Origin of the sequence: Spiroplasma endosymbiont of Andrena trimmerana, from assembly GCF_964019575.1 — a bacterium.
Classification (GTDB): domain Bacteria; phylum Bacillota_I; class Bacilli_A; order Mycoplasmatales; family VBWQ01; genus Spiroplasma_E.
The window spans coordinates 1,321,605-1,335,858 of record NZ_OZ026455.1; the positions used below are offsets into that span (position 1 = coordinate 1,321,605).

The 14,254-nt window shown below is 22.2% G+C and carries 25 protein-coding genes; 5 read left to right on the top strand and 20 right to left on the bottom strand.

Features of this window, described 5'->3' with window-relative positions:
• Window positions 1-34: 34 nt before the first annotated feature.
• From AACL03_RS07835 to AACL03_RS07845, 3 genes are all read left to right on the top strand, one after another.
• Window positions 35-382: a hypothetical protein gene (locus AACL03_RS07835; protein ID WP_338980898.1), complete on the top strand. Its 348-nt coding sequence runs from the start codon at window positions 35-37 to the stop codon at window positions 380-382.
• A 15-nt stretch (window positions 383-397) separates the two neighbouring features.
• Window positions 398-604, top strand: coding sequence for a hypothetical protein (locus tag AACL03_RS07840; RefSeq protein ID WP_339039622.1), 207 nt, complete (start codon window positions 398-400; stop codon window positions 602-604).
• A 107-nt stretch (window positions 605-711) separates the two neighbouring features.
• On the top strand, window positions 712-951 hold the full coding sequence (locus tag AACL03_RS07845; RefSeq protein ID WP_338980902.1) for a hypothetical protein: 240 nt from the start codon (window positions 712-714) through the stop codon (window positions 949-951).
• A 23-nt stretch (window positions 952-974) separates the two neighbouring features.
• Here the strand turns inward: AACL03_RS07845 and AACL03_RS07850 are convergent, their stop codons facing one another.
• The 20 genes from AACL03_RS07850 to AACL03_RS07945 all read right to left on the bottom strand — a co-directional run bounded on the left by AACL03_RS07850 (window position 975) and on the right by AACL03_RS07945 (window position 12,867).
• The gene (locus AACL03_RS07850) at window positions 975-2,999 is read right to left on the bottom strand and encodes a hypothetical protein (protein WP_339039998.1); all 2,025 of its coding nucleotides are present in this window, start codon (window positions 2,997-2,999) and stop codon (window positions 975-977) included.
• The gene (locus tag AACL03_RS07855) at window positions 2,950-3,585 is read right to left on the bottom strand and encodes a hypothetical protein (RefSeq protein ID WP_339039999.1); all 636 of its coding nucleotides are present in this window, start codon (window positions 3,583-3,585) and stop codon (window positions 2,950-2,952) included. Before AACL03_RS07855 ends, AACL03_RS07850 begins: the two co-directional genes overlap by 50 nt.
• A gap of 5 nt (window positions 3,586-3,590) precedes the next feature.
• Window positions 3,591-4,181, bottom strand: a complete 591-nt coding sequence (locus AACL03_RS07860; protein ID WP_339040000.1) for a hypothetical protein — start codon at window positions 4,179-4,181, stop codon at window positions 3,591-3,593.
• 14 nt (window positions 4,182-4,195) lie between these two features.
• A complete protein-coding gene (locus AACL03_RS07865; RefSeq protein ID WP_338957828.1) occupies window positions 4,196-4,318 on the bottom strand; it encodes a hypothetical protein in 123 nt (40 codons plus the stop codon).
• Window positions 4,319-4,322: 4 nt separating this feature from the next.
• The gene (locus tag AACL03_RS07870) at window positions 4,323-6,182 is read right to left on the bottom strand and encodes a hypothetical protein (RefSeq protein ID WP_339040001.1); all 1,860 of its coding nucleotides are present in this window, start codon (window positions 6,180-6,182) and stop codon (window positions 4,323-4,325) included.
• A 3-nt stretch (window positions 6,183-6,185) separates the two neighbouring features.
• Window positions 6,186-6,533, bottom strand: a complete 348-nt coding sequence (locus AACL03_RS07875) for a hypothetical protein (RefSeq protein WP_339040002.1) — start codon at window positions 6,531-6,533, stop codon at window positions 6,186-6,188.
• A complete protein-coding gene (locus tag AACL03_RS07880; RefSeq protein WP_339040003.1) occupies window positions 6,488-7,882 on the bottom strand; it encodes a hypothetical protein in 1,395 nt (464 codons plus the stop codon). Before AACL03_RS07880 ends, AACL03_RS07875 begins: the two co-directional genes overlap by 46 nt.
• A gap of 14 nt (window positions 7,883-7,896) precedes the next feature.
• Entirely contained in the window at window positions 7,897-9,081 is a 1,185-nt protein-coding gene (locus tag AACL03_RS07885; RefSeq protein WP_339040004.1) for a hypothetical protein, read from the bottom strand.
• An 18-nt stretch (window positions 9,082-9,099) separates the two neighbouring features.
• Window positions 9,100-9,477: a hypothetical protein gene (locus AACL03_RS07890; protein WP_339040005.1), complete on the bottom strand. Its 378-nt coding sequence runs from the start codon at window positions 9,475-9,477 to the stop codon at window positions 9,100-9,102.
• A 17-nt stretch (window positions 9,478-9,494) separates the two neighbouring features.
• Complete coding sequence (locus AACL03_RS07895) at window positions 9,495-9,680, bottom strand: hypothetical protein (RefSeq protein WP_339039602.1); 186 nt, start codon at window positions 9,678-9,680, stop codon at window positions 9,495-9,497.
• A gap of 1 nt (window position 9,681) precedes the next feature.
• On the bottom strand, window positions 9,682-9,870 hold the full coding sequence (locus AACL03_RS07900) for a hypothetical protein (protein ID WP_339039600.1): 189 nt from the start codon (window positions 9,868-9,870) through the stop codon (window positions 9,682-9,684).
• 23 nt (window positions 9,871-9,893) lie between these two features.
• Window positions 9,894-10,574 carry a hypothetical protein gene (locus AACL03_RS07905; RefSeq protein ID WP_339040006.1) on the bottom strand — a complete coding sequence of 227 codons (681 nt, stop codon included), beginning with the start codon at window positions 10,572-10,574 and terminating at the stop codon, window positions 9,894-9,896.
• A gap of 117 nt (window positions 10,575-10,691) precedes the next feature.
• The gene (locus tag AACL03_RS07910) at window positions 10,692-10,973 is read right to left on the bottom strand and encodes a hypothetical protein (protein WP_339039596.1); all 282 of its coding nucleotides are present in this window, start codon (window positions 10,971-10,973) and stop codon (window positions 10,692-10,694) included.
• Complete coding sequence (locus AACL03_RS07915) at window positions 10,966-11,157, bottom strand: hypothetical protein (RefSeq protein ID WP_339039594.1); 192 nt, start codon at window positions 11,155-11,157, stop codon at window positions 10,966-10,968. The genes AACL03_RS07910 and AACL03_RS07915 overlap by 8 nt, the downstream gene beginning before the upstream one ends.
• Window positions 11,150-11,311 carry a hypothetical protein gene (locus AACL03_RS07920; protein ID WP_339039592.1) on the bottom strand — a complete coding sequence of 54 codons (162 nt, stop codon included), beginning with the start codon at window positions 11,309-11,311 and terminating at the stop codon, window positions 11,150-11,152. Before AACL03_RS07920 ends, AACL03_RS07915 begins: the two co-directional genes overlap by 8 nt.
• A 112-nt stretch (window positions 11,312-11,423) precedes the next feature.
• Entirely contained in the window at window positions 11,424-11,717 is a 294-nt protein-coding gene (locus AACL03_RS07925; RefSeq protein ID WP_339039590.1) for a hypothetical protein, read from the bottom strand.
• Window positions 11,707-11,871, bottom strand: coding sequence for a hypothetical protein (locus tag AACL03_RS07930; RefSeq protein WP_339040007.1), 165 nt, complete (start codon window positions 11,869-11,871; stop codon window positions 11,707-11,709). The genes AACL03_RS07925 and AACL03_RS07930 overlap by 11 nt, the downstream gene beginning before the upstream one ends.
• Before the next feature lie 149 nt (window positions 11,872-12,020).
• On the bottom strand, window positions 12,021-12,143 hold the full coding sequence (locus AACL03_RS07935) for a hypothetical protein (protein ID WP_339040008.1): 123 nt from the start codon (window positions 12,141-12,143) through the stop codon (window positions 12,021-12,023).
• A 2-nt stretch (window positions 12,144-12,145) separates the two neighbouring features.
• Window positions 12,146-12,301: a hypothetical protein gene (locus tag AACL03_RS07940; protein WP_339039586.1), complete on the bottom strand. Its 156-nt coding sequence runs from the start codon at window positions 12,299-12,301 to the stop codon at window positions 12,146-12,148.
• Between the two features lie 134 nt (window positions 12,302-12,435).
• The gene (locus tag AACL03_RS07945) at window positions 12,436-12,867 is read right to left on the bottom strand and encodes a hypothetical protein (protein ID WP_339040009.1); all 432 of its coding nucleotides are present in this window, start codon (window positions 12,865-12,867) and stop codon (window positions 12,436-12,438) included.
• 40 nt (window positions 12,868-12,907) lie between these two features.
• Between AACL03_RS07945 and AACL03_RS07950 the strand changes: the two genes are divergently transcribed.
• Window positions 12,908-13,858 carry an IS30 family transposase gene (locus AACL03_RS07950; RefSeq protein ID WP_339038665.1) on the top strand — a complete coding sequence of 317 codons (951 nt, stop codon included), beginning with the start codon at window positions 12,908-12,910 and terminating at the stop codon, window positions 13,856-13,858.
• Window positions 13,859-14,209, top strand: a complete 351-nt coding sequence (locus AACL03_RS07955) for a DHH family phosphoesterase (RefSeq protein WP_339040010.1) — start codon at window positions 13,859-13,861, stop codon at window positions 14,207-14,209.
• Window positions 14,210-14,254 lie beyond the last annotated feature (45 nt).

Below are 14,254 nucleotides of genomic sequence, written 5' to 3' on the forward strand. Positions count from 1 at the left end.
AAAAGTAAAATTAAGAAATAAGGAGTATTTTAATATGAGTGAATTTGAAAAACAAAAAGTAGAACAATCTATTAAAGATTTTAAAGAAAATGTAGAAAATTGTTATGTAAAAATTTCTTCTTTAGAAAATAAAAAAATATGAAGTATTGATTTTTATGATTGAAATAAAGAAATAAATTCTAAAATAAAATTACAAAATAATATAATAGAACATTTTAATGAAAAAATATCAAAAAATAAAGAATTATTATTAAAATTTAAAACTAAAAATATAAAACCTTTTTTCAAAAAAGGGATAAATAATTATGATAAAAAAATAGAAAAAAGTAAACTCACTAATATTAATAAAGGTCAAAAAATAAAACCAGAAATATTATTATAGAAAGGAAAATAAAAAATGAAAACATGAATAAAAATAAATTTAGGTAGAATAACATTAGTATTGGTTACTTTAACATTAATTATCGCTACAACTGGTTTAATACTTGGTGCAAAGTCTAATAGCAAAACAAGCGAATTATCTTATTATTTAGATTATGATTATGAAGCTCACTGGGGGGGGCTCCTATTTGAGCAGAAAAAGTTAGTAATTATCATAAAATAAAATTGTATTTTGGAATTAAACCATCAAAACAAGACGATATAAAATGAAATGGTATTTATCCTGATGGATATTTTGATAAGTAAAATAAATTTTAAGGATTTTGAACTATGATTGATGAAAAATTTTTAATTAAAAAAATACAAGAAAAAATTAGAAACAATAGTAAATTTTTTAAATTTTTAGAAACAGAACTTGAAAAAGAAGAATGTAAAAAAAATCCTGATGAAAACTTTATTTTTAATACAATGCAAATGATGGCACGTGCTGAAGTGACAATTGCTGTCTATAAAGATGTAATTAAAATAATTAAAAATAAAGAATTTGATAATAATGATTTGATTAATTAGAAATATTTTATATATAATTTAAATTATATTTCAATATTGATATAAGAAGTGTTTTCGATATATTTATCAAATAAATTTATATTAGTTAATTTTATATTTTGTTTATTTGTTATTAAAGTTAATTCATAATTTCCAGAACCAAATATGCCACTTATTTCAATCCGGTTTAAGTTATAAATCGGATTTTCGATTTGTAATTCAAATTCACTATTATTATCAATTTGTGAAATTTCTTTATAAAATTCTAATTTTGAAAATAATTGTGATTTATTTGAACCATATAAATTTAAAGCATTTTCAATTTTATTAGTAAAAATAATTGCTCTTGTAAAGTATTTTCCATATTCACCATTACCCAATGTTCAATCAGCAGGAATTAATGATGGTATATTATTACTTTCTAATTCATTTGTAATAGATAATCAGTTAAATTGATTGTCATCTAGTTTAAATAATTGATTTTGACTAATATCAATATTTTTTAATTTAATATTATTGATATCTATAAAATCAAAATATGCAGATTTTAATACAACTTTTACATTTTTAAATTCTCAAACTTTATCAGATGTAGAATGTATAGGATTTGATTTTAATTCAAAATAATAAGGCAATAATAATTTATAATCATCATTTAAACCTTTATTAATAGATAGCGTTGAATAAATATATTTAGATAACATAACAACTACTTTTTTAAATGTCTTAACTTGTGGAAAATTTATATAATTTGGATAATCTAATTCTCATTGTTTAAATAAATTAGTAATAACATCAGTTGGTTTTTGATTTTCAAATTTAGCACGAAGTTTAGCAATATCTCAATCTACATTTTTTGGGTCAAATGATACACCATCAAAGTTTCTATTGTAAGTATATGTATAAGTTAGCATATCTAATAATACTTTTTGTAAACTATCAATTGGTGGTTTATCGTTTATTTCAATTTCAATATCATGAAATTTATTAGTTGTAGCAATATTTAAAACAAAATCAGCAGTTAATCAAGGTAAATGTCATACTTCATTATCTTTTAATTCTTTTTCTTCACTTAAGGGTCATTCTTGTGGACTATTATTAACTTTATAACCTAATTTGGTATATGTAACTCTTGCATTATTAATAATTTCTTTTCTTGTTTCAGTTCCACCACCAATAGCAATTAAATCTAAAACTGATTTTTCTTGTCCAATAAATTGTTTTGCTAAATTTCAAGGTAATATTTGTTCACTAAATCATTGTTGTAATATTCTAACTTTTGGTTGAGTTTCAATAGGCATTGATAACAGCGGAAATGCTATCTTATCTTTAACAAATAAATTCGGGTATACTTCCATATTGTCAACTTCACCAAGTACCTTTATATTGCCAAAAATCATGCTTCTAGGTGCTTTAATTTTTAAACCAATTACTTTGGTATTTTTATCTAATGGTTTTTGTAATTTAATAATGATTGGATAACCATCTCTTGTTTTAAAATCTTTAATTTTAATAATAGTTATACTTTTAGTACTTCTTGTTTTTGGATTTTGATAAGGTTGTGAATAGTTATTAATGATATATAAATTATCAATATTATTTTCAGTTAATGGTTCATTAATAGATACTGCATATAACTTAAATTGATTTAATAAATTTATTTCTTGAAAAATTAAATTTTTAATATCAGTCATACTATATTCGATTGTATTATCATTAATATTAGTACTTGCTCTTTGATTTAACTGCATAGTAAAGTCTGATGTTTCAACAGCAGTAGTTTTTAATACTTTATCAATATCAATAAAACCTATTTTAATAGTATTTGCTGAAAATCTTAAACTATTATTTTCATTATTTTTAAATAAACGTTCAATTTCATAAATATAAATTGTTCTTTTTTTAAATTCATCGTATGCTCTATTAATATCTGGGTCACTAGTAGCACCCATCATATTTGTAAAATCATAAGGAATATTATCAATTAAATAATCGTTTTCTACTTCTGCTTGATTAAGTTTAGTTTGTTTCTGTGGAAACTTCGTTTGTGGTTTGTTGTTGTTTTCCATTGTTATCTCCTATTAATTGGTTATTTTCGGGGTTAAATAATCTTAATTTAACAGTTAAATTATTAATTTCTTGGTCATCATCAATATTAAATGTTTTACTATTTAATAAATCTTTATCTACACTTACTAATATTTGAATAAATTTAAGCATATCAATATTAAATTGTCATAATTTTTGTTCAATATAATTAATGGTTGAAATATTTACTGCTGTGCTTTCAGGTACTGATTGTTGTGCAGATTTCTTTTGACTTGGTATATGAATTCCACAACGTTTAAATATTTCATTAACATTTCAATCGTATATATCAGTTAAATTTTTACCTTTAAAATTACTACTTGTCATATTAATATTTTCGCTTTTTTCATTATTATCACCAGTAGTTTTTCAAATATAGTTTTTAGTAACTAATGTTCTTATAGCATTATCCATTGTAGATTTAGCATTACCATAAGTTTGGTCAAAAATAAATTTTGGTGAGTTTAAAATACTATCTAAAACAATTTGTTCATAAATAACATCTAATGCTTTAATTTTATCCATTACTTTATCACAATCTGCTAACTCATTTGCTTTATTTCTCATAATTGCTATTGGAATATAATTAATGTTTGTTCTTGTTCTAAATTAGGATTATTACTATATTCTTTAAAAGGTAATGGAAATTGTTTTTTATTATCACTAATACTATAAATTGCACGATTAATTGTTACTTGTTCATTATTTAATTTATAAATTTCAAATAATCTTACTGTTTGTGCATTTTTTTGATAATTATCATAAAAAATAGTACATTGAATTAATTTACCAGTAATATCATAAATTCTTTGTTGTATATCAACAACTTGAAAGTATAAATCATCATTAGCAATAAAAATTAAATAACCACTGATTCCTAACTTGCTTAACTTAAATATAGAATTTCAATTTTTTCTATAAAATTCTTGTTGAATTAAATATTGTTTAATAGTTTCATTATTAATATCTAATGGAGCATTATATAAATTAGCATTATTTTCTGCAACAAAATCAGTAAAATAAGTTTCATGATTAAAATCATTAAAACCAAAATAACTTAAAATTGAAGAATGTGTGGTTTTATCTTCTAAAAAAATTAATTTAGATTTTTCTTCATTATTACTATTATTTGTTTTATCTTTTCTTGGTCAAAAAGGTTTCATATTTTTTCTCCTTTCTAAAATATTTGATTAATTTTTAATACAATTTTTACAATAATAAATATAATTAAACCAGCAACAGCAGAAGATAATAAAACTCCAATTAAACTTAAAATAATTTTTATAATTTTTCAAATCATAATTTTATTCCTGTAACTCTTGTAATTTCCAAAAATTACCGTCATTTGAATTATTTTTTCATGATATTTTATGTTGATTAATTATTATTATTAAATGTGAAAGAGTAGTATCTTTTCAATGTGGTAAATTAATTCATAAATCATTAAAACTACTTCCATCAGTATAAATTCAATAAAATTCACTTATTAAACAAGGATATTTACCAATTAATCCAGTACTTCTTTTATTATTAACATCATAAAATATTCTATAATGTGTATTTGTTTTTAATTCATAAACAATTGTTTCTCTATCTTGTGATATTGCTACATCTTTTCATTGTTGATTACTTGGTAAATGTGCAATTTTATCTTCATCTATTGTTAATCTTTCATTAAATAATTTAAAATTTTCATTAATTTTTAAATTATTATCATTAATTAATTTTGTTAATACAGTAGTTAAATTTTGTTCAACATCATTAATTTGTTGATTTGTTTTTTCACCAGTTCAATATTTATCAAATGTTTTTAATATTTCATTAATAGCACTTACAACATTTTTATTAGTAGTTTTTAAATTATTATCTTCTATATTTTGTTTCTTATCTAATAAGTCATTAGTTTCTATTTTTGTATAATAATCACGTTCAGTACTTTCTGTTGCAATAAATTCAATTGGTTTTCCTTTACCAATATATTGATATAATTTATTATTATCTAATCAACCTTTATATTTTGTAGATGAAGTTTGTACTATAAAATTTCTAGTATTAAAATCAAAAGAAAGTGTAATGTTAATATTATCTTCAACAATAATTTTTTCAACAACAATGAACATTTGCTCTTTTGTCAAATTATATTCAATAATAACTTTTGTTAATTTTGAAACAGAACTACTTAATTGCTTACTATCAAAATAAACATAAGTTCAAGGAACAATATATCATTGGTTTGTATATAAGTCATTATTATCAATTTTCTTTCATAATGGACTAGTTTCAATATTAAATCAATTATTTTTAATATCATCAATACTTTCATTAGTTTTAGTTAATTTATCATTAAATTTAGTTATATTATTTTCATTTGTAGTAATTCTTTTTTGTTGTTTAGCAGAAAAGTCAGCAGTTGCAGCATGGGTAAAGTCACCAATTTGTGGATTATTTTGTAATGCTTCGGGTGGTAATGTCCCAATTTCATTTGGTCAATTTAAAATCATAGTTTCAGTTTCTTTATTATATTCTGTTGCTACATATCCTTTATTGATAAAATTAGTTACAGCACCACGAAAAACTTCATGTTCATTATTATTAACAACATCATCATATAGTTTAATTTGTTTTGATAATGTAAATTCTTTTTGTTGTTCAATCAATTCATCAACTTGATTTCTAGTATAAAATGCTTTTAAGTCAATTTTTTCAACATCTATTTCATCATCATTATAACTTGAAAATATTTGTTTTAATTCCGTTAATCTTGCTAATATTTTCATTCTACTGGGTGCTAAATCTAAAACATTAATTGTAGGAATACTACTTGCACTAAATTGACTACCATTATTAAATTGAATAGTAGCATCAACATTAAATTCAATTGGTGTACGATTAAATACTCAATGTTCAGCACATACATAAACCATATCTCTTAATGTTTCTTTAATTAATTCATCTTTAAAACTATCAAAAGGAAATTTAGATAAAATAAAATCAAGATAAGCATTAATATCATTTTGAGCACGAATAGCAAATGTTTTAAATCAATCATTAACATTTGGCCATGTTTTTATATATTTTTGTGGGGTTTCTGTAATTTTTCCAGTTAAAGGGTATCAGTTATTATAATTTTCTAAACTGACACCAGTTCAAAGTTTATTAATCATATTTTATCATTCCTTAAAAAATGCTTTTTTATAATGTTTAGTACGTGTTTTTGTTTTTCTATGTGCTATATGAATAATTTCTTTTTGTAATTTCTTTTTACCTTTTTCTACAACTTGACTATATGCAAATTTTTCTAAATGATGTAGTAGTCCTGTACCAAATAAAGTATTTACTGAAAATTTTAAACCAACGGTTTTAAATGATTTATCAATATTTTCAATAGGATTATTAATAACATTTACTACTTTATGATAAGTTCTAATTGTTCTAAATATTTCTCTATAAACTTTAAAACTATCTCTAATTACTTGTTGAACAACTGGCGTGCAAATGCTATTGATTTTAATCACTTATTATGATTTACTCCATAACCAATGTATCAGCCACTATATCATCTATATCAATGAAATGGATGTATTTGAGTAACAAAGGTTTCTGCTTTAACAATACTATCAACTACTACAATTAGTTTATATTTAGGATTACGATGATAAATACTAATAGCACATTTATCTAATGACAAAGGTTGAATTTTACAACCCATAAATACTGGTGAATTTAATGGAATTAATTGTGCATGTCTAATTGCTTTTTTCTCAGCATTACTAAATAAATCAGTTACTTTTTCTTTTAATTTGTTAATTTTTTCAATTGCTTTTTCTTCTAATTGTTCAAATTTTTCTTGTAATTTATATATACTTTCTCGTAATTTTTCAAAATATGGTGTATCTTTTCAAAATTTATTAAAACTCTTTTTTAAGTAAAATCGAATATCAAAATATTTAAAAGTTTGATTTGCTTTTAATACCAATTTATGAATTGAACTATTTTTAAAATTAAATTTAATAGCATTAGCACGAATTTTTTGTAAATCTAAAATTAAAGTTTTTCCATATCTATTATCAGCATGTATTGTATGAACTAAATTTAATCAATCATGTTGGTTCATCGATAATACTTCTTTTAAATCACTATTATATTTTTTTAAAAAGTTATTTGCTTTTTCAATATCTTTAATTTTAAACTTTGGAGTTAATTGTGGACTTAATTTTATTAATGTATTTTGTAATAATAAATAATCTTTTAATTCTTGTTCTTCTAGTTTTTGAAAATTATTTTTAAATTGTCTTTCTGCAACAAATCCTAAATTTTGAATTATTGTTTCACGATTAGGAGCAAAACTATAATTAAATAAGTAACGATTATTACCAATAATTTTATCTGTTAAAAATCTTTTTCCAGTTACTTGATTAATTATTTCTTGTAAGTTTTTAACTTCTTTAACACCAATTTGTTCTAAGGTTTTAGTTTTTTGTACTAATTTAATAAATTTTGTAGTCCGATAACCACGAGTAATTCTATTAAGACCTGAGAATGCTGGTAATAAATTAAAGAAAGTATTTAATGATGTTACATTTCCTTTTAAATAATCATAAACTTGATTAATAGTAAAATCAGTTGCAAACTCAACACCAGTAGCACTAATACTTGCAATTAAATCACTTGCACCTAATCCAAGTGCTAAATCTTCACTTAAACCACCAGTAAAAGGAGCAAGTGCTACTGCTATAACTTGTACACCAATCATTTCTAAAATTTCTCATCATAAACTTTTATGTTCTTGTTGTTGACTTATTCTAGTATGTTTTGGTTTATTTATTTTTAAGAATATTGCTGTATTAGTTGTACCAATTGGCATAATTAATTTCCTTGTTATTTAAGATTTATTTTAATTGGATTTGTTGAACCTTGATAATTTTTATCAGTATCATTAGCAGTGATTACTACATATAAATCACCTGCTTTTTGGTTTTGATTACTTACATCAGTTTGACCTTGTGCATCACTAAAATAATTAATAATCGGACTTACTAAATTTGGATTTAAATTATTTAGTTCAGTTGTATTTTTAATTGTTGTGTCTAATAATTTATACTTTTTAGTAGTATCAGCATTAATATTAGTTGTTAATGTTGTAATTTCTGCACTTAAATATTTTTTATTAACAATACCACATAACATTCATCTTGATTCTGTTTCTGAGTTTGACATATAAGGAATAGATTCTCCTGTTACTTGTCCACCAACTAAATATCTTTTAGGAACTTTACCATCTTTAATATCTTCAACATATATACTAGTTTGTTGTAACATATATCTTTTCATTGCTTTTGGTGTTGCTAAAACAAAGTTCATAATTTGATTTTTATTTTCAGTATTTTTAAATGTCATATAATCATCCATAACAATTTGACATAATACACCTTTAATATATAAATTTGTTCCATTTAATCTTAATTGTTGTGCTAATTGATTATCAGTAATTAAACCTTTATTATCTGCTAAATAAACTAAACTATCATAAAGACTATTTGTTATAAAAAATTTACAATTATTACTATTTCTTAATTGAAATAAAGTATTTCATGCTGATAACATTGATTTTAAATATCCTACTGGTGTTGTATCAGTAATGAATACTTTTTTGGCAGATTGAGCAATTGTATTTGTATCATTATTTGCTAAATAATCTGCTAAATCATTAGCAACTTCATATTGCATACTTTCTAGTAAATTTTGCCCATTATCTGCAAATAAATCAACTTCACCAATCATTTCTCCTGTACTAGCTTCTTTTGTAATTTCTTTATTAATTTTATCAGTATCAACATAACCAACTTCTAATCCTTTACTTTTATCATTTCAATGAAGTATTTTGAATGTTGGGTCTTTTGGTTTTTTAACTATAAATTCAATGTTTGTAGAATTAACCATTTCAATTGGGAAAAAACTTGCTCATGGACTATTTGATTGTTTATAAAATTCTATAAATTCAGGTGCTTCTACTAATTTTGTAGTATTATCTAAATTTTGTTTAAATGGTACTGGATTTGGCATTTTAAATTTTCCTTTCTTTTATAAATTATTTTTCTTTTTATAATCTAATAAACTACTTTTTATTGAAGTTTGTTGATTTGTTAATATTGTTTCTTGTTTACCACCTGTATTAATTGGTTCTTTAAATAGTGGTTGTTCTTTAATCATTTTTTTAATTGGTTCTTCTATTTTTGAATTTTCTATATTACTTGTTTTAAATTTTAAAAAATCATAAAATTCAGTTTTAACTTGATATTTTTTAAATATATTAATCATTTCTTTTTCTTTAATTTCTTGATTAAGTTTATTTAACTTATTTTCTAATTCAACAATTTTGGTTTCTTGTTCTTGTTGTAAATCATTATTTTCAGTTAAAGGTTCAGTTGTTTCTTGAACATTAGTTTCATTTTCTAACATTTAACATTCTCCTAATCTTATCCCAATAATCAATCTTTAACTAATTGTGGCATTTCACTTATTAGTTTTTTATAATCATTAACTGCATTTTCTAATATATCAATATCAGAAAATTTAAAACAATTATCAATATGTAAATCAAAATCTCTATCAATACTGATATCTTTTTTTCTATATTTTTCATTAAATTCGATTTTTGTCATATTATTTTTCTCCTTTATTAATCTTTTCATTTAATTTTGCTAATTTTTTTTGATGTTTTATTACTTTATTATTTGCTCGAACATGTTTTGGAGTTGTAATAAATCGTTTAAATCAAACAATTAATTCTCTGCAAATTAATGTTCCTACACTTGTTCCTATAATTATTAATTCATGTATAAATTCTTTCATTTGAATATTTTCCTTTCAATTATTTATAATGGTACTGTTGTTGAACAATACACAGGTCTTTCATATATAACATTACTAGTTAAACTATCAATACTATCATTTGAACCATAAGTTTGTCTTTGTCTTTCATATTCTTGTTCAGTATTATTAATTAAATTAGCATGTTCATTAGTAAATGCTGTTTCTTGCATTTCAGTATTAATATGATTAGTTTCCATAGGTAATAAATTATGAATAATTTCAGTTGCTCCTGCTACTATTGTCGGAATAGCATAAGCATTATTAAAATCATTATTAATACCCATAGCAACACCACTTGAAATTAATGCTCCACCAGTAATCATATTTGCAATTTTTCTTATATTTTCAAATTTACTAGGTATTAATTCAGTAACTCCTGCAATTACATTAGCAATACCATAACTATTTAAAGATAAATATGTATCTCAATCCATTAAATTATTAGGATTATTATTTGCATTTAATAATAAATTTGGTGGTCATGGTGGAGTATCTGTTGTTGTAGTACTTGGTGTTGTTGGAGTAATTGGTTCAATTATTTCATTTATAAATTTACTATAATTTGCTAATCCAATTGTTCCTAATCCTAACAATATTTTTTTAGAACTGTTAAGTAATTTAGTTTTAGTACTAGGTATTTGATTTAAGTTTCATATATCAATTCCTAATTTCTTACTAAACAATAAAGCATTAATACTTCCTAATACTGGACTTTCTAATAATTGACCATAATAAGCACTTTACCAATCATTGCTGATAATGGACTTATTCCAGTTCTTATTAATTTCGTTAATGTATAATTATTTGATTGTACAATGGTATCATTTGGCATTTTCATTTACTCCTTCTAAACTTGTTCTTTTTTTAATAAATACTTCTACTCAACCTGTGTAATTAATATTATCTCCTACTAAAATAGCAGTATTTGCATGGGGTTGAGAAACAACTAAATATTCAGCAATTACATTAGGATATTTTCATAAAATCAATGCTTTTATATCTTTACTATCTGTTAAATCGTTTGGATTTGGTGAAAATATTTCTATTTTATCTTGACCAAATAAATCTTTTAATTTAATCATTATTTTTCTCCTTTATGTCAATAACATAATCAATTGTTATATTTCTATAATTATTAAAATGAGTTTTACATAATCCTAATTTTGTATCTTTTTTAATTGAACATACATATATCTCTTGTTTACTATTGTTATTTTTACAACCATAAGTATCACAATATCATAGTCAATCATACTCATTAGTCATTATCAAATTCACCTTTATTAATTCTTTCAATCATAGAACTGATTTCCATTAAAAGATTTTTTACTATACCTTCATTAAGTCTAAGTTCATTTAAATTTCTTTCATGTTGTTTTAATTTATCATGGTAATAGTCAAGTAATTTTTCTTTATTCATATTTATTTCTCCTTATTTTTATTTAAATTCATAACTAATATTTCTAAACAATTCATACATCAATAATTAGTTAATCAAATTCTTTTATTACAATATTTACATTTATTCATTTTTACTCTTTTCATTTTTTAAATCATTTAACATTGATTGAACAAAATGCACGATTTTTAGAAATATTTAAAGTATTAAATATTTCACCAGTTACTATAATTTCATCATTTTTGTTTAATAAAATACATCGGTTATAAAATTTTGGTTTATTAAAAATTAAAGTAACATAGTTTAAACCATTTCATTGACCTCGAACACTATAATATAATTCTTTGTCACCTTTTTCATAATGCTTTGCTTCAATAGTGTTACTCAGTTTTACTGTTAATTTGACATAATTTGCTTTATCTTTCATTTTTATAATTCCTTAAATAATATTGAATATGTTTATATGCATCTTGTTCATGTTTTGTAAATTTTATATTTCCTTTATAATTTTCTATTTTAGTTTTATTTTTTGGTTCACTTTCTAAATAATCTCAATTCATAACATCTTCTACTAATACCATTAATGAACCAATAATTTTAGGAGTTGCTAATGGATTAGTTAATAATTGTTTTGAACTTAAAAAGAAATTTTCTACAATAACTAGTATTTTTTTATTATCAAACTGTTTTTTAATTAATAAAAAGTATTCTTTATATAAATTTTTAGTTTCTAAAACTGTTTTAGTTTTAAATGTTTCATTAAAAAAATATTATTAGTTTCATTTGAATATATAACAATTCCATTATTGCCAATTCCAGCAGGGTCAATTCCAATAATTAATTCATATTCCATTATTAATCAAATTCACCATTTTGAATTTTTTCTTGTAATCTCATTATTAATTTCATTTTTCAATTACTAATATTAATTTTAATTTCATCACTAATATCATCTTTAAGTAATTCCATAAATTCATTATCAAGATAATAAATTAATTTTTCTTTATCCATATTTAGACCTCCTACTTAACCTAATATTTAAAATACAGTCATAACAAATTGCTTTACTATTTTTATCTCTTAAAAAATATTTTCTTGTTTTTATATCATTAGTATTAAAGAATAAATAATCTAATTTATTTTGTTTACATGTTCAACAAAAATACTTTTTCATTATGAGTTGAAATTTCCTTATAAGAAGTAACTATATAATTAATTGGTAAATCATCATGTTTATATGGATTATTTATTTTAAAACCTTTTCTGTTTTCTTCTCACGTAATGTTATATTTAAAACAAGGATTAGTAATGTTTGTTTTACTATCAGTTATTTCACCCATAAATCAACTATTATGCTGTTCATAAAATGTTAATGGTTCAAGTTTTATATCATTAAGATAATATTCTTTTGGAGCGGTTGGTTTATTAACAGTTATTTTTTGGTCTTTAATATATGGTTCTAATAATTTTATTAATTCATTACCACTTAATTCTCTTTTAATATTTTCTAAATGCTGAGTTATACTTGTAAGTGCAAGTAAATAAAATTGCAAAAAATTCTCATATAAAAATTTCATAATGCTAAATTTAGTTTAGAAAAAAGTAAGGAGTTTTTATATGAGTTATAAACATCTTGGCATAGATGAAAGAATTTATATTGAGAATCAATTGAAATTTAAATTTAAAATTAGTGAAATAGCTAAAAATCTTAATCGAAGTATTAGTACTATTATTCGAGAAATTAATAGAAATAAAGATAATAATCATTATTTTTCATTAATTGCACAAAATAAAGCTGAAAATCGAAAACAATCACATATTAGTTTTCATAAGTTTAAAAATAAGAATTTAGTAAAATATGTACAACAAAAATTACTATTAGGTTGATCACCTGAACAAATTTATGGCAGAATTAAAAATTTTCATAAAGAATGAGTTATTAGTTTTAAAACAATTTATACTTGAATTTATTTTGGAATGCTTGATAAAGTTACTAGTAAAAATTTAAGAAGAAAAGGTAAAAAACGAAAATCTAAAGAAAATCGTGGCAAGTTTAATGGTAAATCAATTAAAGAACGAGATATAAATGTTAATGATCGTATAACACTTGGTCATTGAGAAGGAGATACTATAGTATCATCACGAGGTAAAAGCAAATCATGTTTAATAACTTTAGTTGAAAGAGTATCACGATTTACTTTAGCAATATTAGTTAAAAACAGAACTACTAAAGTTATTAATAAAAATGTCAGTTATTATTTATCAATTCTTCCTAAAAACATTGTTAAAACTATTACTTTTGATCGTGGCAAAGAATTTTCAAATTGACAACAACTTGAAAAAAATTTAGATGTAAAAATTTATTTTGCCAATCCATATTCACCTTGACAAAGAGGTACTAATGAAAATACTAATGGTTTAATTAGAGAAAAATTTCCTAAAAAATTTATTTTTTCAAAAACTAATAAAAATGAAGTTCATAAATTTATATTGTCTTTAAATCAAAAACCGAGAAAAATACTAAATTATCTTTCACCAATCGAATATTTGGATAGAAAAATAATTTAGTTGCACTTACCTTTACAATTTAGCATATTTAAAAATTATATTTCAAATAATAAAGTAATATCTTGTTGTTTAAAAGCAGAACTATTAAAACCACTAGTAGTATCTGCTTTTACTGCTAATGAACATGTTGATTTATTAGCAAATATTAATGATAGTAAAATTTGAATGATGTTTTCACAAACTGAAATTAATGGGCCAATTATTGGTATTTTTCGTAGTAATTATATAAAAGTTAATACTGTTGCTCAACAATTTGGTGGTGGTGGACATGATCATTATGCAGGAGCCACTTTTCAAGATTGAATACAAGTTAATGAAATTATTGAAATGTATAATTTGTTAGTAAAATAATAAATTATATATGTCAATATCGAGTGAAAATTTCCCAAAAATATT